Source organism: Saccharopolyspora shandongensis (assembly GCF_900106995.1).
Classification (GTDB): Bacteria; Actinomycetota; Actinomycetes; order Mycobacteriales; family Pseudonocardiaceae; genus Saccharopolyspora; species Saccharopolyspora shandongensis.
Genome location: NZ_FNOK01000014.1, coordinates 120823 through 141609, shown reverse-complemented (window position 1 = coordinate 141609; position 20787 = coordinate 120823). Strand labels below are relative to the sequence as shown.

The window sequence follows — 20787 nt, the reverse complement described above, 5'->3', positions numbered from 1 at the left end:
CCGCCACCTGACCCCGTTGCCGTCAAAGTCCACTGTGGATGAGCATCGGTCAGAATCCGAAGAAGTCGCTGATGGCGTCGCCCGCGTCCTCCAGGGCACCGCCGACGTCGTCGACCACGTCGGTCACCGTCTCCGCGGCGTCGTCGACCACGTCGCCCGCCGCCGTGCCGAAATCGGTGAAGGTGTCACCGATGTCGCTGACCGTCTCCGTGCCGAAGTCCCAGACGTCCGAGAACTCGTCGTCGAATCCGATGTCGGTCACGAAGTCCCAGGCGGCGTCGCCCACCGCGTCGGCCGCGTCGTCGATGGCATCGTCCACACCGGCGTCGCCGAGCCATTCGCCGAACTCGCTGCCGAGCCAGCCACCGGCCGCGGCTCCCAGCGGCCCGAGGAAGACTCCGCCAATGGTCGCGCCCGCGACACCGCCGACCGCCTCGCTGTAGTCGCCCGAGAAGAGGTCATCGACGCCCGAGGCGAGGCCGCCGACGCCGAGCGCGTCGCCGCCGAGGTCCACCGCGGTGGTCAGCATGCCGCCCCAGTCACCGCTGAGCACACCAGTGGCCGCGTCCGCGTATTCCCCGACACCGAGCGCATCGGCCGCAACACCGGCCGCTTCACCGGCCACCCCGCCCCAGTCGCCGCTGAGCACGTCACCGGCCACGTCGTCGATCGGACCGAGATCGCCGAGGCCGAGCTCGTCGGCTGCGGTCCCGAGCAGGCCGCCCCAATCGCCGTTGTAGAGGTCGGTGGCCGCCTGGCCGAAATCGCCGATGCCGAGCCCGCTGGCCACGTTGTCGGCCAGCCCGCCGATGTCCCCGCTGAGCAGGCCGCCCGCGACGTCGCCGAGCCCGATGTCGCCGATCGTGGTCGTCACCGAACCGGCCAGGTCGCCCCACTCCCCGCCGAGCAGGTCGTCGGCGACGTTGGTGAAGTCGCCGAACCCCATCCCGGACAGGGTGTCCCCGGCGTAAGCACCCCAGTCGGTGCTGCCCAGCGCCTCACCGGCCACACCCATCGCGGCGCCGGCGGCGGAGGTCGTGGCGCCGACCGGACCGCCCAGCGCATCCAAGCCGCCGAGCCCGCTGCCGGACAGGGCCGGCTCGGTGATCTGGAGCACGGACGGGTTCGAGAACGGATCACCCTGCGCCCACGGCAGCGTGGTGGTGGTCGTGCTCCAGCCGCCGGTGTCCCAGCCGCCACCACCCCAGCCTCCGGTTTCCCAGCCCCCGCCCAGTGGTCCCTGGTCGGAGAACCCGGTGTCCCAGCCGCCGGCGTCCCAGAGCCCGGACGTGTCGAAGACCGTTGAGTCGTACGTCCCCACGTCCCAGGGGGCCTGCCCGGACTCGCCGAGCAACCCGCCTGACGACTCGTCCGTCGCCGGCCCGGCGGAACCCGGCTTGAGGTATTCCGCGACGTCGGGGTACTCCTGGACGCCACCGCCTGACGACTCGTCCGTCGCCGGCCCGATGGAACCCGGGTCGAGGAAGTACGAGACGTTGGGGTCTTCCTGGGCGCCAGTGTCGGCAGCAGTGCCGGCCCCCAGCGTCTCCCGCAGGTCCTCGCCGCCGTAGTACCCGGTTGGACCTGCGATGCCGTGGGCATCGAGGTCGCGCAGCCTGTCCAGGTCTTCCTGGCTGAGGTCCTGCTGCTCCGCTGCCAAGCCCGCGTCTTGCGTCGTCGAGTAGTCCGGCTGCTCGTAATCGGTGTGCGGTCCTAGGCTCTCGTAACCGGGCTCCGCCGGCTGCACGCCGTCCCACGCGCCACGTTCCGGATGCTCGTACTCGGTATGTGGGCCCCAGCTCTCGTAACCGGGCTCCGCCGGCTGCACGTCATCCCACGCCCCACGCTCCGGATGCTCGTACTCAGTGTGCGGCCCCCAACTCTCGTAACCCGGCTCCGCCGGCTCCACCCCAGGCTGTTCCCCGGCACCGGGGTGCTCGTAGTCGGCCCCGGAAACCGGGGTTTCACCCTCGGGGAACTGGTACTCCAGGGTCGTGTAATCGCCGGTGTCGGAGGTCTCCTCGGCGGGTTGGTCCACGTCCTCCGTCGAGTAATCGGGCGCCTCCGAGACCACATCCGTGGGCTCGGCCCCGTAGTCGGATGGATCGGTGTAGGCGATGTCGGTGGAGTCCCCGGTGGGGCCGTAATCGGACGGATCGGTGTAAGCAACGTCAGAAGAATCCCCCGCAGTGCCGTAATCGGCTGTGTCGGCGGTGTAGTCCGTCCCGGCTGAGTAATCGGTATCCGCCGAGTAGTCAGGCTCGGCCGAGGTATCGGTTTCGGCGGAGTAGTCCGTCGTTTCCGCTGCCGTGTAGTCCGTCGTTTCCTCGGCAGAGAAGTCCGTGGTCTCGTCGCTGGCACCTGTGTCAGCGACCGTCTCCTCGTCCATGTCTTCCTGCCTCGTGTCGTGGGTAGTCGTCCAACCGGACGCCATCACTGGTCGTGGGTGCCCTTGTTGGTGCCGCCAGTTCCTCCGTCGCCGGTCTTCGGTGGGTTTTCGGGGGTGGGCTTCGGGTGGTCGGTCACGGTGCCGCCTCCGGAACCGCCTCCAGAGCCACCGGAGCCTCCAGAACCGCCGGAACCTCCGGAGCCGCCGCCGGATCCGCTGTCCGTTCCCCCGCCTGAACCACCGGAACCGCCGGAACCGCCGGAACCGCCTCCAGTACCACCACCGGTACCGCCTCCAGAGCCACCACTGGAACCGTTAGTGGTGGTCCCTCCGGAATTGCTGCCCGTGCCACCTCCCGAACCGCCGCTGCCTCCGGAGTCGCTACCGCCCGGCTGGTTCGGGACGTACTTCGGCGTGGGCACCGGGGCCGGGGGTGCCACCGCGGGTGGCGGCGGAGGCGCGCCGGACATGCCCGACAGCAACGTCCAGCCGCCCCAACCCGCGCCCCCGAGCAACAAGGCCACAACGATTACGAGCGTGATCACTCGCGCCCGCGGCGTCTTCAGCACTGCTGGGACCTTCAGCGACGGCAGCGAGGGCATCGAAGGCACCTTGAGCGGTGAACTCGGCGGTGCGACCGGTGCGGCCTCGGGCACGTAGCGGGTCGTTTCCCCGGGTGCGTCCGCGACCGGAGCGGGTGCCAGCTCCTCGGCAGGCGCCGGCGGCTCCGCCGATACCCGCTGCTGCGGCACCGGCTCCGGCTCCTCTGGCACTGGCTCCGGCTGCACCGGTGCTGTCGGTGCCGACTCGCTCGGCGCCTCCTGCGGGACAGCTACCGGCGGGGCCACTGCGGCGGCGGGCGCGCTTCGCTCGGCCGACGCCGGGCTCGCCGCTACGGGTGGCGGGGCCGGGACGGGCTGGCTGGCGGCTCGTTCGCGTGCGGCGATGGCTGCGCCGGACGAGACCGCGTACTTCGGGGAGGCGTCGACCGCCACCGGCCTGCGCAGCTCCGCCGAGATCATCTGGGAGATCAGCGGGATCCGCGAGGATCCGCCGACGAGCAGCACCTTCTGCAGATTCCCCGGCTCGATCTCGGCCGATCGCAGTGCGCGCTGCAGGTCCCGGATGGTTTCGGCGACGCTCGGCCGGATCATCTGCTCGAACTCCTGCCGGGTCAGCCGCACCTGCGTCTGGACCTGGGGCAGCAGCACCGGCACGACCGTCTGGGTGTCCTCCGACAAGGCCTCCTTGGCGGCTGTGCATTCGGCGCGCAGGCGCAGGATGATCTGCCGGCTGTGCACATCGCGCGGATCAAGTCCTTGCAGGGACTTCCCGGTGCTGCGCACGACGTGGGTCAGCACGGCCTCGTCGAAGTCCATACCGCCGAGGTGTTCGATGCCCTGCGATGCTCCGAGCAGGTCGAATCCGCGCTCGCGCTTGGCCAGCACCGCCGCGTCGAAGGTGCCGCCGCCGAGGTCGTAGACGGCGACGGTGTCACCGGCATCGACCCGTTCCGCCGAGGCGTAGGAGATGGCCGCGGCCTCCGGTTCGGTCACCGTGGTGGTCCCGGCCAGGTCGGCCAGCTGGAAGCACTGGGCGAGCAGGTCTTGCTTGTACGGCCCCCAGTTCGCCGGGTGGCAGACCGTCACGTGCTCGGGCTGCTCACCCCGCTCGCGGGCGACGGTGTCGACGGTCCAGCGCAGCAGCCGGGCCATCAACGCGTCGGCGGAGAACGGTTTGCCGCCCAGGATGATCGGGGCCGGGTCGCCGAACCGGCGCTTGAACTCCCGGACCACGCGACCAGGATCGGTGGCGGCCCGCCGGTGCGCGGCCTCGCCGACGAGGAAGTCGTCGGCATCGGTGAGGAAGAGCACCGACGGCACCTTCGGCGCGTGTTCACCTAGCGTGGCGACCTCGACGCGGTCCTCCACGGCGACTGCCGCCGCGGTGAAGGTCGTGCCGAGGTCCACCCCGAGCTGGTAGCCCATCGAGGTCTGTCTCCTGCGCCAGCCCTGGTTTCCGTCCCGGTAATGATCTGCGGTACGCCTAGCGCACCCGCGGCCCGCCACCGCCATGTCCCGGCCGACTGCGGACCGGAGCGGTGGGGCACCCACGTAGCGACCGCTGCGTCATGGCCACGCACCAACTGCGTCCAGACCACTCCCGGTCGCTCCACAGCCATGCGACCACACCGAGTTTCCCGCCAACAGCGCCAAAAGTCCTTTCTCGCGAACTAAAAGAATCGGCCTGACCGCCAGAACCATTGACTGTTGCTAAAGGTCTGATGTGGACAGTCTCAGAAGTGGCATTCGGGAAGCAATGTGCGGCGAGCGCCCCAGTGATCGGCCTCCCGGCGCGTACGGCTCAGTTCTCACGACTGAGCCGGGTCTGGAGTCGCTGCTGCGCACCTTGGGGGTGTCGGCTGTGCACATCCCGCCGACGGTGAATGTGCGGCGGATCAGCAACTGCACTCGTTGCCAAGTCACCACACCGCAGCAGAGTTCGCGAACCGAACCCTGGCTGGATACCGAACACTCCAACCTCGTCGCCGCCGTGCACGCTGTCAACGCCATAGGCCACACCGATACCGCAATCCACCTTCCGCTGTTCCTCAGCGGGTACCTGCATTATCGCCACTACCTAGGCGACAGCCTCGCCGTGACCGCTACCGCCCAACGAACTGCCGCGGAGATCGGGGACCGCTCTGGTGAGGCACGGGCCTGGAACAGCTTCGGTGTCGCACTTCGAGCTGCGCGCAGGTTCGATGAAGCCATTGATGCGCCGGCACAAGCCGAGCGTTGTTCGAGGAGGCTGATTCCCACGAATAGCGCATTCGCCATTGGTGCGCCCACGTCGATGCTCCCAGCGGTGACAATGACGCACGCCGACGCTATGACCTCTGCCTCGGCAAACACTTGCCCCGGATAGCGCTCAGCAGCGCCGAATCGATCGCACCTCGGCCCACCGAACAGAACGCGGCGCGGAGGTTTCTCCGCGCCGCGTCGTCTTTTTTCGGGTCAGGTCAGCTGCTGAAGTCCCACTTGTGGCCCCAGTAGCTGTCCGCCGTGATCTCCTCCGCCGAGTAGGCCTTTTCGTCGACCAGCATGCCCGCGCAGCCCACCTCGAGGTCCCAGCCTCCCGGGGTTCGGACGTAGAACGACACCATCTTGTCGTTCGTGTGGCGTCCCAGCGTGGACGACAGGTGGTAGCCCCCCTCCATGACCCGGTCCAGCGCCCGGCCGACCTCGTCGAGGGTCTCGCACTCGACCATGATGTGCACCAGCGCCGGGGACTTGAGGTCCGGCGACGGCAGCAGCGCGAGGCTGTGGTGCCGTGCGTTCACACCCATGAAGCGGAGCCGGACCGGGCCGTGCTCCGGGGGTGCCGGCAGCCGGAACGCCCCACGCGGCAGGAAACCGAGCGTCTCCGCGTAGAAGCGGTACGCCTCGTCCAGGTCGCTCACCGGCACCACGACGTGGCCCAGCCCCAGCGCCCCGGTGACGAAGCGGTTCCCGAACCGCGTCGCGACCGGGCTGTGGTCCAGCGCCGGGCCGTGGAAGATCTCCAGCGGGGTTCCGCCCGGTGCTTCGAAGGTGATTCCCGCCTCCACCCGGCGGGTGTCGGCCTCCTCCTGGGTCAGCGGCTTCGGGGCGATCCCGGCCGCCTCGACCGCGGCCTGGACCCGCTGGAGGCCCAGGTGGTCGCGGACCTCCCAGCCCACGGCCTCCACCCGGTCCACGTCGCCGGGCAGGACGACGATCCGGCCGATCCGCTCGTCCACGCGCAGGTACAGCGCGTCCTCCTCGGGCCCGCTGCCCTCGGCGAAACCGATGGTCTCGAAGGCGAACTTCCGCCAGGCGTCCATATCCGTGGCGCGGATCCGGACGTAGCCCAGTGAGCTGATGTCGGTCATGAACTTCCTCTCTCCCGTTTTGTCGTAGGCGGCGCGGCTCGGTTCAGATCAGCGCCCGCAGCGGCCCTTCCGGTTCGATGCCCAACGACGTCAGGGCATTCGAGTGGTAGATCGAGCCGGGGATGTGGATGGCGTGCTGCAGGCCGACGTGCGCGTCGCGCCAGAAGCGCTGCATCGCGTTGTTGCGGCGCACCGCGTTCCCGCCGGACCGGGCGAAGATCTCGTCGACCGCGGACACCGCGCGCCACGCGCAGCGGACCTGGTTCCGGCGCACCACCGACCGGTCCTCGAAGCTGATCGGCCGGCCCGCGTCGACCATGTCGTAGAGCCGGCTCACGCCGTCGAGCAGCTGCGTGCGCGATCCGGCGATCTCCGCGGCGGCTTCGGAAATCGCGTACATCGTGTGCGGGTCGTCGCGCACCCGAGTTCCGGCCGCCATGACCCGGTCCCGCTGGTAGTCCAGGTGGCAGGCGAGCGCGCCTTCCGCGATGCCGATGACCGCCGCCGTGATGCCCAGCGGGAACATCGTCCAGAACGGCAGCCGGTACACCGTGTCGGTCCGGACGGCGCGCTCGGCGGCCAGCTCGCCCTGGGCGACCTCGTCGGCGTCGATCGTCCGGTACGACGGGATGAACGCGCCGTCGACGATGACGTCCTTGCTCCCGGTGCCGCACAACCCGATGACGTCCCAGGAGTCCTCGACGATCGTGTAGTCCTTCCTCGGCAGGACCACGTGCATCGTCTTCACCGGCTGTGCGGGCTTGCCGTCGGCGTCGCCGAGCATCGCGCCGAGGAAGATCCAGTCGCAGTGGTCGGTTCCGGAGGAGAACTGCCACCGGCCCCGGAGGACGTAGCCGCCGTCGGTCGGGGTGGCCACGCCGCTGGGCATGTACGGAGAAGCGATCCAGGTGTCCCCGTTCTCCCCCCAGACCTCCTCCTGGAGCCGGCGGTCCATGAGCGCCATCTCCCACGGGTGGACGCCGCCCACCCCGCACACCCATCCCGTCGATCCGCACACCTTCGCGACCGCCATCACGGCTTCGGCGAAATCGCGCGGATGGGCTGCGAATCCGCCGAAGTCGGTCGGCTGCAGCAGCCGCATGACCCCGGCTTCGCGCACCAGCTTGACGCTCTCATCCGCCAACTTGCCGAGGCGTTCGGTCTCTTCCGCGGTCGCTGCGAGCCGGGCCGCGACCTCTTCCACTCGGCGAACCACATCGTGCGCCATGCAGGCACCTCCGGAAATGATCAAGATGGCCGCTCCCGCCACCGAAGTGCCAGGGCGTGCTAGACGCTAAGTTCGGCCTCCGGGCCGCTCCCAGCACTGCTCCCGCTGACCGAGACCGACCTGCGCGCCCGGTCTCGACTTCCCAAGCAAACGCTTGGCTGGATATGCTCTCAGTGCCGAGGTGGACGAGATGGCCGGTGCCGCGGGCACGGCAGGAAGGCAGGAACAGGTGGCCGAGGAATCCGGGGGCGCGGCCCCGTTCGCCGTCGACGGGCTCGACGAACTTCGCGCGGCCGTCGGCACGACGCTGGGCCCCACCCCGTGGCTCCCGATCGACCAGGCGCGGATCGACGGCTTCGCCGACGTCACCGGCGATCACCAGTGGATCCACGTCGACCCGGTGCGGGCGCGCGAGTCCGCGTTCGGGTCGACGATCGCGCACGGCTACCTCACGCTGTCGCTGTGCAACTACTTCCTGCCCCAACTGCTGTCGGTGCACGGCGCCAGCATGGGGGTCAACTACGGCGCCGACCGCGTCCGCTTCCCCGCGCCGGTGCCCGCCGGATCCCGCATCCGCGGCCACGGCGAGATCCTCGCCTGCGTCGACGTGCCCGGCGGGGTCCAGGCGACGATCCGGATCACCGCGGAGGTCGAGGGTCAGGCCAAGCCGGCGTGCGTCGTCGAGACGCTCAACCGCTGGCTGGCCTGACCCGGGAACCCCGCGCCGCAACGGGCGCGGTCACGAAGCGGACTGCACGTCCTCGGGGCTCCAGAACGCCCGCATGCTCGTGATCCGCCCGTCCGCGTCGAAGGTCATGACGTCGATCGGCTCGACCTCGACCGCGCCGTCCGGCGTCTCGGTGCGCACGCGGAAGTGGAACGCGGCGCTGTCGCCCGCCGCCCGCACCGCGATCAGCTCGCTCTCCCGGCGCAGGTTCTCGATGGCCGAGTAGAACTCGACGATCGCGGCCCGGCCGCGCAGCGGCTCACTTCCCACCGGATCTTCGAGGGTGGCGTCCTCCGCGTACAGCGCCGCGATCTCCGCCGCTCCCCCGGTCCCGATGGCCTTCACATAGCTCGCGACGACGTCGCGGATGACGGACGGCTCCGGCATGTCCGATTCCTCTCCTCCTGGTCGGCCCGCGTAGCAGCGGGCTGGTGGCGACGACCGCCGACGGCCGACTCCTCGCACCCGCTGCGAGGAGTCGGCCGTCGGCGGGATCACGGCTGCGGAAGGCGGATTCGCCCATCGCGCACCGCGGTTTCGATGCTGTCGCGCAACTTCAGGCATGTCAGCACCGTTGCGCGGTCGGCGGTCGGGCTCTGCGCGAGCTCGACGCACTGCTCAGTGTCGCTCGTCCACTGCACGAGCGTGTGGGCCAGGCTGTTCTTCTTGACCAGCACGCACGTGCCGCAGATGCGGCACGACACGGGCCGGAGCGGGATCTCTTCGTCGGTCATGGATCTCGCCGATCAGGTGGTGGGGGCGCTGTCGTCGACGATGATCCGGCCGTTGGCCAGGTTGTCGTCGACCTCGGCCTGCCAGAACTGGATCGCCCGCTCGGTGTCGATCTCGAACTCGAACCGCTGGGTCATCTCCGGCTGGACGTCCTCGACATCGACGTAGAACTGCTCGTACCAGCGCCGGAGCTGGTAGACCGGGCCGTCCTCCTCGCACAGCAGCGGGTTGTCGATCTTCGCCTTGTTCTGCCAGATCTCGACGTCCTGCAGGAAGCCCTTCTCCACTCCCGTGGCGAACGCCTGGGCCATCTGATCGGCATCCTCGTCGGACATGCCTGCCGGCTTCTTCACCATCGCGCCCCACTGCAGCACGAAACTCGTGGGTGACACCGGGTAGTGGCAGTTGATCAGCACGGTCTCGATCGTCTGGTCTCCGACGTCGCTCCACAGGTAGTCGATCATGTAGGAGGGCCCGTAGTAGGAGGCGCTCGAACGCAGGCTGCTGTCGTCGGAGTAGTTCGTGCCGATCTTCACGTCCGGCCGGGCCTTGCTGTGCATCGTCTGGGTGGCGACGTGACCCTCGAACACGTTCTTGAAGTAGGTCGGGAACGAGTAGTGGATGTAGAAGAAGTGCGCCATGTCCACCACGTTGTCGACGATCTCGCGGCAGTTCGATCCGTCGATCCGCAGCGAGTTCCACGTCCACGACGTCCACTCGTCCGAATCCGTGCCGGGGATCTCCGGGATCGTCACGTCCGGCGGCGGCTGCTTCCCCTGCGGGTCGTTCCACACGAACAGCTGCCCGTTGCGCTCCAGCACGGTCCACGCCTTCGTGCGGGCCCGCGGCGGCACCCGCCGCGCGTAGGGGATGCTCGCGCAGCGTCCGCTGCCCGACCAGCGCCAGTCGTGGAACGGGCAGGCGACCTCGTCGCCCTTCACCGTACCCTGGCTCAGGTCACCGCCCATGTGCGGGCAGTAGGCGTTGAGCACGTTCAACTTCCCGCTGCTGTCGGCGAACACGACCAGCTTGGTGCCGAATGCCTCGATCGGGTGCGGTTTTCCGTCCCGGTAGTCGTCGGCAAGGCCGAGGCAGTGCCAGCCGCGCGCGTATCGAACCGGCGGAGCCGCCGCCTCGATCACGCGCACCTCGTTCTCGCCCGCCGCTTGCAGTGACGTCATGAGGGCTCCTTTGCCTCCGTCTTGCCAAAGCTCATCAATGGTGGGAAGTCCGAGCGGGGCGAAAACAGCCGCCCTCCCGCTCACCGGGACCGATCTCGGCCGGCGCGGGCCCGCCCGCCGGCTCCGGTGGCCGTCTTGGACCGCGACTCGCAATGTCCTGGCATCCGGCCATTCGCTTGCCCGCCACCGCGACGCCGGTCCTCGTCCGACGGGCCACCGCGCTGATAACGTAGCAAGCGCTTGGTCAAGATGGCGGAAAAGCGGTGCCGCCGGAGAACGCACCGGGCCGCTGGGCCACCGTGCCGCCGAGGACGGAACCGTTCGGGAGGAAACCCATGAGGCTGTCCGGGAAAACCGCTTTCATCACCGGCGCCGCGCAGAGCCAGGGCCGCAGCCATGCCGTGCGGCTGGCCGAGGAGGGCGCGGACATCATCGCCGTGGACATCTGCCGGCAACTCGACATCGTCAAGTACCCGATGGGCACCGAGGAAGGACTGGCCGAGACCGTTCGGCTGGTCGAGATGCTCGGCAGGCGCATCCACGCGGCCGTAGCGGACGTGCGGCACGAGGACGAACTCGCGGCCGTCGTCGACGCGGGTGTGTCGGCGCTGGGCGGGCTCGACATCGTGGCGGCCAACGCGTCGATCTGCACCACGCAGCCGTCCGAGGACCTGACCCCCGAGATCTGGCAGACGACGCTGGACATCAACCTCACCGGGGTGTGGAACACCTGCGCGGCCGCCATCCCGCACCTGCTCGCCTCGGGCGGCGGCAGCATCGTGATCACCGGTTCCACCGCGTCCCTGAAGGGACTTCCCTTCTTCCTGCCCTACGTGGCCGCGAAGCACGCGGTGGTCGGCATCGCGCGGTCGCTCGCGCTGGAGTTCGCCGACCGGGGCATCAGGGTGAACACGATCCACCCCACCGGCGTCGACACGCCGCAGGGGCACTCGCCGGTCCTGCCGACGCTCCTGGAGAAGCGGCCGGATCTCGGGTCGCTGTTCATGAACACCCTTCCGGTGGAGCGCGTCCAGCCGATCGACATCAGCAACGCGCTGGTGTTCCTGGCCTCCGACGAAGCCCGGTACGTGACCGGCGCGAACTTCCCGGTGGACGCGGGCAACACGATCCGCTGAGCGACCAGGCCGTCTGAGGACCGCGGGCTCCCGGGAACCGGACAGCCCGCTGCGCGATGTTGTGAACGTCGCGCGGTCACGGCTCGAAAAGCGTGCAGGCCGCCCGTTGTCCCTGCGTGATCAGCAGGGACAACGGGCGGCCGCCTGCGGCTCAGCCCGCTCGTCGTCAGTCGCCGAGCGAGCTGAGCCGGTCGCTCGCCGTGACGCCGCCGTCGACGAACATCGTGCTGCCGGTGACGAAGCTGGCTTCGTCGCCGAGCAGGAAGCGGACGACGGACGCGACCTCCTCCGGTTGCCCGACGCGGCCGAGCATCGCATCGCCGCGCATCCGGGCCGTGCGCCGGGTGTCGGCGAGGCTGCGCTCCAGCATCGGCGTTTCGATGTACCCGGGGCAGACCGCGTTGACCCGGACCCCGGCCGGGCCGAACTGCGCGGCCAGCGACCGGGTCAGCCCGAGGACTCCCGCCTTGGAAGCGCTGTAGGACGGGATGTTCGCCTGCCCGAGGGTCGCGTTGATGGACGAGATCGCGACGATGGCCGACCCCGGCTGCGCTTCGAGGTCCTCGGCGAGCGCGGCGGCTATGTAGGCGTACGCCGTGAGGTTGACGTCGAGGACGCGCTGCCACGCCTCGCGCGACAACTCCGTCACCGGCGTCGAGTCGACAACGCCCGCGGCATGGACGAAGCCGCCGATCCTGCCGACCGCACGTCGGGCTTCGCCGAGGGCGTCGTCGTACCGGGCCACGTCGGCGACATCGATCCCGGCCACGGCGACCGGCGTCCCGTGGTCGTGCTCGATCTGCTTCGCGACCGCGGACGCGCCCTCCTCGTCGCGATCCCACAGCACCACCGGTCGGCCGGCGGCCGCCAGGGTGCGGGCGCAGGCCGCGCCGATCCCGGACGCCGCACCGGTGACCAGCACCGGCGTCTTCGGAGATGTCGTGGCGTTCATCGCGTTCCCTCCATCGCACCGGAATCCGAGCGGCCCCCGACGGCCGGGCCGTCCTCGGTGAGGTCGCGGCCCCTGGTCTCGGTGATGAGCCAGATCGACACGATCGTGATCGCCGCCGACACGGCCGCGATGGCGCTCAGCGACAGGCTCGAACCCCCGCTGGCGGCGACGAGGCTGGTGGCGATCAGCGGGGTGAAGCCGGCGCCGAGCAAGCTGGCGAACTGGTAGCCCAGCGAGACACCCGTGTACCGAACGCGGGTGCCGAACATCTCCGAGAGCATCGGCGCCAGCGGCGAGTACATCAGGTTCTGCAGCACCTGGGCGATCATCAGCCCGGCCGTCATGATCACCACGGACCCGCTGTCGACCATGGCGTACAGCGGCAGCGCGAAGAGCACCGTGCCGACCGCGCCCACCATGACCACGCGGCGCCGCCCGAACCGGTCGGACAGGGCGGAGAACAACGGGATGCAGACCAGCGAGACGGACACCGTGAACAGCAGCGCCCGCATGACATCGGACGTCTGGTATCCGATACCGGTGGCGTAGGCGATGATGTGCGAGCTGGTCAGGGCGGTGAGCGCGAAGGGCCCGATGCCGGCGGCGCACGCCAGGACGAGCGCGCGCGGCTGCTTCAACAGCTGCAGCGCGGGCACCTTGGGCTGCGCCTGGGCCTCCGCGGCGGCAGCGGCCTCGCGGAACACCGGGCTTTCGACGACGCTCAGCCGGACGTACAGCCCGATCATCAGCAGCACCGCGCTCAGCAGGAAGGGCACCCGCCAGCCCCAGGAGAGGAAGGCCTCGCTCGGCAGGAGGGTCACCAGCGTGACCGCGGCGGTGGAGAGCAGGAAGCCGAAGGGCGAGCCGAGCTGCATGATCCCCACCCACGCCCCGCGGCGCCGGGAGTCGGCGTGCTCGATGACCATCAGCGCCGCCCCGCCGTACTCCCCGCCGACCGCCACGCCCTGCACGACGCGCAGCAGGACGAGCAGCACCGGGGCGGCGAAGCCGATCTTGTCGTAGGTCGGCAGGACGCCGATGAGGAAGCTGGCGCCGCCCATCAGCATCATGGTCACCACGAGCATCGACTTGCGCCCGAGCCGGTCGCCGAAGTGCCCGAACAGGAGCCCGCCCAGGGGACGTGCCACGTAGCCGGCCGCCAACGTGCCGAAGGCGGCGACGGTCGAGACGCCCGGGGTGGCGGTCGGGAAGTAGAGCTTCCCGAACACCAAGGCCGCCATCGTGCTGTAGAGCAGGAAGTCGTAGTACTCGATGACGGTTCCCAGCAGGCTGGAAAGCGCCACCTTGCGCAATTGTGCTGACCCGACGGAAGACGGGCCGGCACCCGTCGGGGTTGGTTCCTGCGAGTTCATCGGGGGCCTCCAGCCGATACCCGACCAATGGGGAATTTCCTATGTGGACCGTTCACCGGTCGCACCGCGCAGCGACCGAGGAGGGACGCCGCGCGTCGCAAGGCAGAGCGCCTGCTACAGCCGGCCGCGGAGGTACGAGAAGAACCCGGGCGTCTTGGTGACGCGGAGGCGGGTGAGCTTGCGGTAGCTGATCCGCCACTGCCCCGCCACTTTCCGGTATTCCTCGTGGTAGTGGCCGTAGCCGTGCATGTGCTCGGTGACGTCACCGTGCTGCCACCACAGCTCGTCCTCCATCGCCCAGATCCCGCGCGCCGTGGTCGGCGAGGTGAGCTCGATCTCCGGCATGTGCCCGTGGTGCACCGTCGTGACCTTCGTGTCGCCGTCGAGGAGCCCGGAGATCGCCTTGGTCAGCGCCTCGGCGCCGACCACCTTGTTCCCCTGGCCGTCCGCCTGCGGCCGGTTGTCGTCCGGGACGTCGGCGTACGACTCGCTGACCACGTCATCGGTGTGGCACTCCGCGTAGCGGTCCCACTGCTTGGTGTCCATCACGCGAAGGCGCTTGGCGAACAGGGACTGGATCTCCGAGATCGCCAGCAGCTCCTCGGCCGCCGACTGCGTCGCATCTGCGGGAACGCTCGACATGCCTTTCCTCCTGCGTCGTCATTGACGTTGACCGGCAGTCGCGGTGGCGACGACCTCCGCCCGAATGCACCGGGCGGCGCGCGGACTCCGCGGGCGTTCAGCTTTCAGCCCGCTCCGATATTCCGCGAATTGCCCAAGCGCTTGCTTGATGGCGGGAAGGTTAACCACGCACCGAGGAGGCGTCAAGGTGACGGCCGCGTTTCCGTCGAGCGCGGTCGCGGCCGGCAAGCAGAACGCCGCGAGGCGGGTGGCCGGAAACCACCCCGCAACTCGCGGCGTTCGTCGAATTCGGAAACCTTTCGAGCGGGTGCTCCGCCGATGACCGGCGGGCCGGTGCGCGCCAGTCGTCAGCGCGCCCCGCCGGTCGCCGCGGTCATCGTGCGACCATGTCCAGCGCGGCGAGGTGGCTGAACACCATGCACGATCCGATCGGGTTGCCCCCGCCCGGGTACACCGTGCCGCTGACCGCCGCCATCGAGTTGCCCGCGGCGTAGAGGCCCGGGATCGCGCTTCCCGACGCGTCCAGCACCCGGGCCTGCGCGTCGGTGCGCAGGCCGCCCTTGGTGCCGAGGTCGGAGATCCCGAACGCCGCGGCGTGGAACGGTCCCTTCTCGATCGGGACCAGCGGCGAGCCGTCCCCGGCGAACGCCCGGTCGTACGGCTCGGCACCGCGGTGGAAGTCGTCATCGGTCCCGGTAGCCGCGAACGCGTTGAACCGCGCCACCGTCCGCGCCAGGTTCTCGGCCGGGACGCCGATCTGCTCGGCGAGCTCCTCCAGGGTGTCGGCGCTGAACCACAGGCCGGCGTCGACGTAGTCCTCGGTCTCCCCCATCGGGACGCTGGTCGAGCGCACCGGCGGCCGCGCACCCTCGCGGTCGTCGTAGATCATCCAGAACGGCAGCGTCACGCTGCCGTCGCCGATGCGGTCGATGACGACGCGGCCGATCCGGTCGTACGGCCAGGACTCGTTGACGAAGCGCTCCGCGTTGTCGTCGACGAAGATCCCGCCGGTGAACCACAGCGAGAACGTCGACGTCCCGTCCGGGTGGGTGATGCCGGGCGACCACCACGCCTCCGACATCAGGTCGGTGTCCGCGCCGGCGTCGATGCCTGCCTGGATCGCCTTGCCCAGGTTGCCCGACGGCCCCATGGCATCGCGCGACGACCCCGGAACCTGGTGCTCGGTCCGCATCGACTGGTTCCGCTCGAACCCGCCGGCCGCGATCAGCACGCCCCGGCGGGCGCGGATCCGGCGCCGCCGACCACCCTCGTCGACCACGGCACCGACCACGACGTCCCCTTCGCGCACCAGCTCGTCGCAGACGGCGCCGCGGCGCATCCGAACGGCGTCCTGCTTGGACAGCGCGAGGAGCAGCCTGCCGATCAACGCCTGCCCGCCGATGAGCAGCTCCGGCAGCGGATTGCCCGCCCGGTCGACGTCCAGCGGCGGCCGGAGGGAGTCCCGCAACGCGCCGAGCCGCTCGGGCTCCAGCGGCGACGGCATGATGTGCCGGCCGGTCGCGCTCGCCTTCGGGGCGGACCCGAAGTAGTCCGGCCACGGGTAGACCATGAACTCGAAGTCGTCGTCGGCTTCCAGGTAGTCGACCAGCCGGCGGCCGTTGTCCAGGAACGCGTCCTGCAGCTCCCGGGGCGTACGATCCCCCACCACTGCGTGGAAGTAGGTCTTGGCGTCCGCCGGGGTGTCCTGGTCACCGGCCCGCCGGAGCGCCGCGTTGCCCGGGAACCACAAGCCGCCGCCGGAATACGCCGTGGTGCCGCCGAACTTGTCGGTCGCCTCGGCCACGATCACCGAGAGCCCCTCCCGGGCCGCGGTGTAGGCCCCGGTCAGCGCTCCGCCGCCGGATCCGATCACCAGCACGTCGCACTCGTCGTCCCAGCGGTTCGCAGTCTCGTCCGTCGCCATGGGATCACGATGCTCCCGGGCGGCTCCGCCACGCCGATTCGATCCCACTGACCAAGACGGACTTTTCCCGCTCGCGCGGCTGAGCAAGCGCTCGGGCGGGAGCGTCCGGGTGCACCGCGGGGCCCGGCGCGGCGCGCGGATTCCCGATGAGCGGGAGATCGGCGCGCATTCGGCGGCCTAGGCTGGAAGCCTGGTGGTTTCGGGTGGCGCAGGAACCGGCGATCCCGCCCAATTCGGGCCATTCCGCCAGTGAAAGGGAAGCCGATGGGACGACTCGATGGCAAGGTCGCCATCACCGGCGCCGCGCAGGGCTTGGGAGCCGCCACCGCGCGGCTGTTCGCCGCCGAAGGCGCGGCCGTGGTGCTCGGTGACGTGCTCGTCGACGCGGGGAGGCAGGTCGCGGACGAGATCGGTCCGCAGGCGATGTTCCAGCAGATCGACGTCCGGGACGAGGCGGACTGGCGCGCGTTGGTCGCCGCGGCCGCCGACCGGTTCGGCGGCATCGACATCCTCGTCAACAACGCGGGAATCCTGCATTGGGCGGAGATCGAAGAGCTGTCGGTCGCGGACGCCCAGCAGGTGCTCGACATCAACGTGCTCGGCGTCCTGCTCGGCGTCAAGGCGGTGGTGCCGACGATGAAGGCGGTGGGGCGGGGCGTCGTCGTCAACATCTCGTCGGTGGACGGGCTCCGGGACGTCAGCGGCCTGGCCGCGTATTCGGCCAGCAAGTGGGCGGTGCGCGGGTTGTCCCGGTCGCTGGCGTACGAGCTGGGGCCGTCCGGAATCCGCGTGTGCACCATCCATCCCGGCGGGGTGGACACCGCGATGGGAAATCCCGCCGACGAGTCCGACGAGGAGCTGCAGCGGCACTACGTCGACGTGCCGCTGCAGCGCATCGACGAGCCGGACGAGATCGCCCAGGTGGCGCTGTTCGTGGCCAGCGACGCGGCGAGCTACCTGTCCGGGGTGGAGCTCGCGGTCGACGGCGGCTGGTCGGCCGGAACGTACTACCCGACGCTGCCCGGCGCGCCGGACGGAGTGCGAGCGAGACGACGATCGGGACCTCGTTTCGCGCAGCGGTGCATCCTCGCTAGCCGGTGAGGAGTGAACGGCCTGCTCGCCTCGATAGACGAGGCGAACAGGCCGTTCACTCCACCGCTTTCGAAGGAGTCCGCCGCTCCCCTGGGCTGGCGGATGCTTCGCCGAGCACGGAAGAACCCCGCCCCGCGAAGTCGGCATCGTCGTCAGCTGGAGGAAGCAGGCGCAACCGGAGCTTCCTTGCCGGCGGCGTGCCGCGCCACCACGTTGCCGTAGACGAGGCCCTGGCCGATGGTCGCCCCGGCTCCCGGATACGTGGCGCCGAACGCGTTCGCGGCGGTGTTGCCGATCGCGTAGAGCCCGTCGATCGGGGAACGGTCCGACCGCAGCACCCGTCCGTGCCCGTCGGCTCGCAGCCCGCCGCAGGTGCCGAGGTCGCCGAGGACGATCCGCACCGCGTACAGCTGCCCCTGCAGGGGGCGCAGGTTCGGGTTCGGCGCGACGGTCGGATCGCCGTAGTAGCGGTCGTAGGCGCTGGCGCCGCGGCCGAAGTCGTCGTCGACGCCGGCGGCCGCGAGTTCGTTGAACCGGCGCAGGGATGCGACGAGCCCTTCGACCGGCAGCCCGGTCCGGCGGGCCAGATCGGCGGGATCGTCCGCCCGGTGCGCGATACCGGCGGCGTACCAGCTCTCCGGCAGCGCCATCCGCGGGAACAGCCCGGCCGCGTACACGTAGCTGTTGCGGTAGCGCTGGTCGAACACCATCCACATGGATCCGACGGCATCGCCGGCCCGCTCCCGCTCCAGGATCCGCTGGCCGAAGCTCATGTAGTCGGTCGCCTCGTTGACGAACCGGCGACCGTGCCGATCGACGATCAGCGACCCCGGCAACGACCGCTCGGCGAGCAGGACCAGGGGCGCCGCGCCGGGCAACGGCGCGACAGCCGGGAACCACCACGCCTGGTCCATCAGGTCGAGGTCGGCTCCCGCCTCCTGCCCGATCCGGATGGCGTCTCCGGTGTTCCCCTCGTTCCCCAGGCTCCAGCCGGGTTCGAGCGCCTCCGACTGGAACTCGTGGCGCAGCGCGATGTTGTGGTCGAAACCGCCGGCCGCGAGCACGACACCGCGCCGGGCCCGCACCGTCACCTCACGCCCGTCCTGCTCCAGCACCACGCCGGTCACCCGGTCGCCGTCCGTGGTCAACCGCTGCACCGAGGTCCGCGTCCACACCGGAATCCCGGCCCGCAGGACACCGGCGTACAAGCCGGCCGCGAGCGCCTGACCGCCCGCGACGTACTCCCGGCCGAGCAGCTTTCCGCCGATGCCCTGGGAAACCCGCTGCGCCACGCGCGGCACCGCGCGGCCCGGAACCCGGGTCATGAGGTTCATCCACTTGTAGTCGAAGCCGGTGATCGGCATGGGCACCGGGGACTTCAGGCCCGTGGGGCGCAGCCGGGCCCGCTCGGCGCCCAGGACCGAGAGGTCGAACGGCTTGCACTCGCAGCTGCGGCCGGCCGCGGTGCCGCCGGGCAGCTCCGGGTGGTAGTCGGAGTAGCCCTTGCTCCACATGAAGCGCATCGGCGTGGTTCGCTGCAGCATCCGGACGGTCTCGTCGCCGTGGCGCAGGAAGTTCTCCCAGCGCTGGTCCGGCGAGGTGCCGTGGACGACGGAGCGCAGGTAGAGCTCGGCGCGCTCGAGCGAGTCGACCGCCCCCTCCGCCGCCAGCAGCGAGCTCGCCGGGATCCAGAACGCACCGCCGGACAGGGCCGTCGACCCGCCGACGTAGTCGGTCTTCTCGACGATGAGCACGTCGAGCCCCATTTCTCGCGCCGCGAGCGCCGCGGCCATCCCGGTGCCGGAGCCGGCCACGACGAGATCGACGGTCGTGTCGTGGGCAGGTGCGGGAGCGGGCGGTGTGCTCGTGGGCATCGGCGTCTCCTAGTTCTGGTGCCGGTACTGCGATGCCGCAGCCCATCACCGCTGCGCCCCGCCGGTGAAGAGCTGCTCCCGCTCAACAGGATGCGCTCGATCCACCGATCAATCGCGCCGGCCGAACCGGCTCCGGTGAGGCGCTGGAGCGCGACGGTGGGTGAGCTGATCGGCACGCGCCGCCATGGCCGCGTGCACGGTCTCGGGGTGGGTGACGATGTAGAACTCGCCTTGCGCCGCCTGCTCCACGATCGTCGCCGCCGCTTCGTCGGCGCTGATGGCCTGTTCGAGCATGGCCAGCATGGCCTGCCGGTGTTCCTCGGCGGCCGCGACGTCACCGGATTCGACGCCGCCCGCGGCGCTGAAGATGTTGGACGCCACCGGCCCCGGCAGCACGGCCGCGACGGAGACATCGGCGCCGACTTGGGCGATCTCCTGGTGCAGGCACTCGACCATGCCCAGCACGGCGTGCTTGCTCATGACGTACGGGGCTTGCAGGGGCAACGTCGTGACGGCACCGACCGACGCGATCGCGAGCACGTGGCTGCGCTGTTCGTCTTCGATCATGGCGGGCAGGAATGCCCGGATCCCGTGGAAGACTCCGCTGATGTTGATGTCCACGACCCGCCTCCAGCGCTCCGGCGGGACGTCCCACAGGTAGCCGACCTGCTCGACCCCGGCGTTGTTGATCAGCAGCCGGACCGGGCCGAACTCGTCCCGCACCTGGCGGGCGAGCCGCACCATCGCGTCGGGATCCCGTACGTCGACGACGTGCGCGACCACGCGGCCACCGCGGCCGTGCTCTTCGGCGGCGATGGCGCGCACGGCCGACTCGTCGACGTCCGCCGCGATCACCGTCATGCCGAGGTTCCCGGCGAGGTGCCGGGCCAATCCGGCACCGAGCCCGGATCCGGCACCGGTCACCACGGCGAGACCCCCGCCGAACACCTCCTGCTGAGTGGGCACGGAACTCCCTCCAACGGCATCGTTCGGGGCACCGCGGCAGACCGGGCGCGTCCCCGGCTGCGGTCGCCGGAACAGCATCCGCCGCGCCGCTTCGTCCACGATGGACGCGGGGCCGCGATCACGGCCCCGCGGCGCCAGGACGACTCACCGCCGGACCACCTCGCGACGGTGGACAACCCCGTGGTTCCGCACCAGTATGCGACCCCGGCACATCCCAATCAAGCGCTTGGTGCAAGCATTGCGCTCCGCCCATCGCGGCCGAAGAGTTCGCGGGCGGTCGCCACGACGACCGGCGCCGACGGGCCGCGGCCGACGTCCGGCGATCCGCCCGATCCCGGCCCCATCACGACAACCGGAGGTTTCCATGGTCACACGTGTCACCTACACACGGAGCGTGCACGACAAGGCGGAGATCAACGCCGTGCTGGAGGTGCTGCGCGGCGGCCCGCTCGCGCTGAAGATCGACGAGATGGAAAGCCGGTTCGCCGACCTGTACCGGCCGGCACCCGAGCCGCGCGCTGACACGTCGATCGGGCAGCCATCCCGCCCGGACGGGATCATTCGGGCGGGATGGCCGCCGTCATCGGTCAGGCACTTTTCGCCGACCCGAGTCGCTGCTAGCTTGTTTTAGAATCAATTCCATTTTGCCGGTCGCGGG

At 70.1% G+C, this 20787-nt stretch carries 17 protein-coding genes; 4 read left to right on the top strand and 13 right to left on the bottom strand.

Annotated elements, in window-relative coordinates; genetic code table 11:
- Positions 1 to 49: 49 nt before the first annotated feature.
- From BLW84_RS17390 to BLW84_RS17375, 4 genes are all read right to left on the bottom strand, one after another.
- Complete coding sequence (locus BLW84_RS17390; protein WP_093266569.1) at positions 50 to 2389, bottom strand: hypothetical protein; 2340 nt, start codon at positions 2387 to 2389, stop codon at positions 50 to 52.
- A gap of 44 nt (positions 2390 to 2433) precedes the next feature.
- A complete protein-coding gene (locus BLW84_RS49900; protein WP_177226518.1) occupies positions 2434 to 4377 on the bottom strand; it encodes an Hsp70 family protein in 1944 nt (647 codons plus the stop codon).
- 1034 nt (positions 4378 to 5411) lie between these two features.
- Positions 5412 to 6302, bottom strand: coding sequence for a VOC family protein (locus tag BLW84_RS17380; protein WP_093266565.1), 891 nt, complete (start codon positions 6300 to 6302; stop codon positions 5412 to 5414).
- 43 nt (positions 6303 to 6345) lie between these two features.
- Positions 6346 to 7530 (bottom strand): acyl-CoA dehydrogenase family protein, encoded by a 1185-nt coding sequence (locus BLW84_RS17375; protein WP_093266563.1) that lies wholly within the window; start codon positions 7528 to 7530, stop codon positions 6346 to 6348.
- A gap of 190 nt (positions 7531 to 7720) precedes the next feature.
- On the opposite strand from BLW84_RS17375, the gene BLW84_RS17370 reads away from it, so the two are divergent.
- Positions 7721 to 8239: a MaoC family dehydratase gene (locus BLW84_RS17370; RefSeq protein ID WP_093266645.1), complete on the top strand. Its 519-nt coding sequence runs from the start codon at positions 7721 to 7723 to the stop codon at positions 8237 to 8239.
- Positions 8240 to 8269: 30 nt separating this feature from the next.
- On the opposite strand, the gene BLW84_RS17365 is transcribed toward BLW84_RS17370, so the two are convergent.
- From BLW84_RS17365 to BLW84_RS17355, 3 genes are all read right to left on the bottom strand, one after another.
- A complete protein-coding gene (locus tag BLW84_RS17365) occupies positions 8270 to 8644 on the bottom strand; it encodes a nuclear transport factor 2 family protein (RefSeq protein WP_093266562.1) in 375 nt (124 codons plus the stop codon).
- Positions 8645 to 8751: 107 nt separating this feature from the next.
- Positions 8752 to 8991, bottom strand: a complete 240-nt coding sequence (locus BLW84_RS17360) for a hypothetical protein (RefSeq protein WP_093266560.1) — start codon at positions 8989 to 8991, stop codon at positions 8752 to 8754.
- A 12-nt stretch (positions 8992 to 9003) separates the two neighbouring features.
- Positions 9004 to 10170 (bottom strand): 3-ketosteroid-9-alpha-monooxygenase, oxygenase component, encoded by a 1167-nt coding sequence (locus BLW84_RS17355; RefSeq protein ID WP_093266558.1) that lies wholly within the window; start codon positions 10168 to 10170, stop codon positions 9004 to 9006.
- Between the two features lie 335 nt (positions 10171 to 10505).
- Between BLW84_RS17355 and BLW84_RS17350 the strand changes: the two genes are divergently transcribed.
- The gene (locus tag BLW84_RS17350) at positions 10506 to 11306 is read left to right on the top strand and encodes a mycofactocin-coupled SDR family oxidoreductase (protein WP_177226517.1); all 801 of its coding nucleotides are present in this window, start codon (positions 10506 to 10508) and stop codon (positions 11304 to 11306) included.
- Between the two features lie 166 nt (positions 11307 to 11472).
- On the opposite strand, the gene BLW84_RS17345 is transcribed toward BLW84_RS17350, so the two are convergent.
- The 4 genes from BLW84_RS17345 to BLW84_RS17330 all read right to left on the bottom strand — a co-directional run bounded on the left by BLW84_RS17345 (position 11473) and on the right by BLW84_RS17330 (position 16197).
- Positions 11473 to 12258 carry an SDR family NAD(P)-dependent oxidoreductase gene (locus BLW84_RS17345; protein ID WP_093266557.1) on the bottom strand — a complete coding sequence of 262 codons (786 nt, stop codon included), beginning with the start codon at positions 12256 to 12258 and terminating at the stop codon, positions 11473 to 11475.
- Positions 12255 to 13562 (bottom strand): MFS transporter, encoded by a 1308-nt coding sequence (locus BLW84_RS17340; protein ID WP_245761209.1) that lies wholly within the window; start codon positions 13560 to 13562, stop codon positions 12255 to 12257. Before BLW84_RS17340 ends, BLW84_RS17345 begins: the two co-directional genes overlap by 4 nt.
- A 183-nt stretch (positions 13563 to 13745) precedes the next feature.
- Positions 13746 to 14273, bottom strand: coding sequence for a nuclear transport factor 2 family protein (locus BLW84_RS17335; RefSeq protein ID WP_093266554.1), 528 nt, complete (start codon positions 14271 to 14273; stop codon positions 13746 to 13748).
- A 373-nt stretch (positions 14274 to 14646) separates the two neighbouring features.
- Positions 14647 to 16197, bottom strand: coding sequence for an FAD-binding protein (locus BLW84_RS17330; RefSeq protein WP_093266552.1), 1551 nt, complete (start codon positions 16195 to 16197; stop codon positions 14647 to 14649).
- A gap of 264 nt (positions 16198 to 16461) precedes the next feature.
- Between BLW84_RS17330 and BLW84_RS17325 the strand changes: the two genes are divergently transcribed.
- Positions 16462 to 17298, top strand: coding sequence for an SDR family NAD(P)-dependent oxidoreductase (locus BLW84_RS17325; RefSeq protein ID WP_093266551.1), 837 nt, complete (start codon positions 16462 to 16464; stop codon positions 17296 to 17298).
- Positions 17299 to 17441: 143 nt separating this feature from the next.
- Here BLW84_RS17325 and BLW84_RS17320 read toward each other — a convergent pair whose 3' ends face one another.
- Together BLW84_RS17320 and BLW84_RS17315 are read right to left on the bottom strand one after the other, a co-directional pair.
- Complete coding sequence (locus tag BLW84_RS17320) at positions 17442 to 19163, bottom strand: 3-ketosteroid-delta-1-dehydrogenase (protein WP_093266549.1); 1722 nt, start codon at positions 19161 to 19163, stop codon at positions 17442 to 17444.
- Between the two features lie 108 nt (positions 19164 to 19271).
- Positions 19272 to 20129, bottom strand: a complete 858-nt coding sequence (locus tag BLW84_RS17315) for an SDR family NAD(P)-dependent oxidoreductase (RefSeq protein WP_218157355.1) — start codon at positions 20127 to 20129, stop codon at positions 19272 to 19274.
- Between the two features lie 394 nt (positions 20130 to 20523).
- On the opposite strand from BLW84_RS17315, the gene BLW84_RS48390 reads away from it, so the two are divergent.
- The gene (locus BLW84_RS48390; protein ID WP_218157354.1) at positions 20524 to 20760 is read left to right on the top strand and encodes a hypothetical protein; all 237 of its coding nucleotides are present in this window, start codon (positions 20524 to 20526) and stop codon (positions 20758 to 20760) included.
- Positions 20761 to 20787: the final 27 nt, after the last annotated feature.

What these genes read in the sequence shown, in the direction of transcription:
- BLW84_RS17390 (WP_093266569.1), bottom strand. Translation starts at nt 2,389, where the DNA reads ATGGACGAGGAGACGGTCGCTGACACAGGTGCCAGCGACGAGACCACG.
- BLW84_RS49900 (WP_177226518.1), bottom strand. Translation starts at nt 4,377, where the DNA reads ATGGGCTACCAGCTCGGGGTGGACCTCGGCACGACCTTCACCGCGGCG.
- BLW84_RS17380 (WP_093266565.1), bottom strand. Translation starts at nt 6,302, where the DNA reads ATGACCGACATCAGCTCACTGGGCTACGTCCGGATCCGCGCCACGGAT.
- BLW84_RS17375 (WP_093266563.1), bottom strand. Translation starts at nt 7,530, where the DNA reads ATGGCGCACGATGTGGTTCGCCGAGTGGAAGAGGTCGCGGCCCGGCTC.
- BLW84_RS17370 (WP_093266645.1), top strand. Translation starts at nt 7,721, where the DNA reads ATGGCCGGTGCCGCGGGCACGGCAGGAAGGCAGGAACAGGTGGCCGAG.
- BLW84_RS17365 (WP_093266562.1), bottom strand. Translation starts at nt 8,644, where the DNA reads ATGCCGGAGCCGTCCGTCATCCGCGACGTCGTCGCGAGCTATGTGAAG.
- BLW84_RS17360 (WP_093266560.1), bottom strand. Translation starts at nt 8,991, where the DNA reads ATGACCGACGAAGAGATCCCGCTCCGGCCCGTGTCGTGCCGCATCTGC.
- BLW84_RS17355 (WP_093266558.1), bottom strand. Translation starts at nt 10,170, where the DNA reads ATGACGTCACTGCAAGCGGCGGGCGAGAACGAGGTGCGCGTGATCGAG.
- BLW84_RS17350 (WP_177226517.1), top strand. Translation starts at nt 10,506, where the DNA reads ATGAGGCTGTCCGGGAAAACCGCTTTCATCACCGGCGCCGCGCAGAGC.
- BLW84_RS17345 (WP_093266557.1), bottom strand. Translation starts at nt 12,258, where the DNA reads ATGAACGCCACGACATCTCCGAAGACGCCGGTGCTGGTCACCGGTGCG.
- BLW84_RS17335 (WP_093266554.1), bottom strand. Translation starts at nt 14,273, where the DNA reads ATGTCGAGCGTTCCCGCAGATGCGACGCAGTCGGCGGCCGAGGAGCTG.
- BLW84_RS17330 (WP_093266552.1), bottom strand. Translation starts at nt 16,197, where the DNA reads ATGGCGACGGACGAGACTGCGAACCGCTGGGACGACGAGTGCGACGTG.
- BLW84_RS17325 (WP_093266551.1), top strand. Translation starts at nt 16,462, where the DNA reads ATGGGACGACTCGATGGCAAGGTCGCCATCACCGGCGCCGCGCAGGGC.
- BLW84_RS17320 (WP_093266549.1), bottom strand. Translation starts at nt 19,163, where the DNA reads ATGCCCACGAGCACACCGCCCGCTCCCGCACCTGCCCACGACACGACC.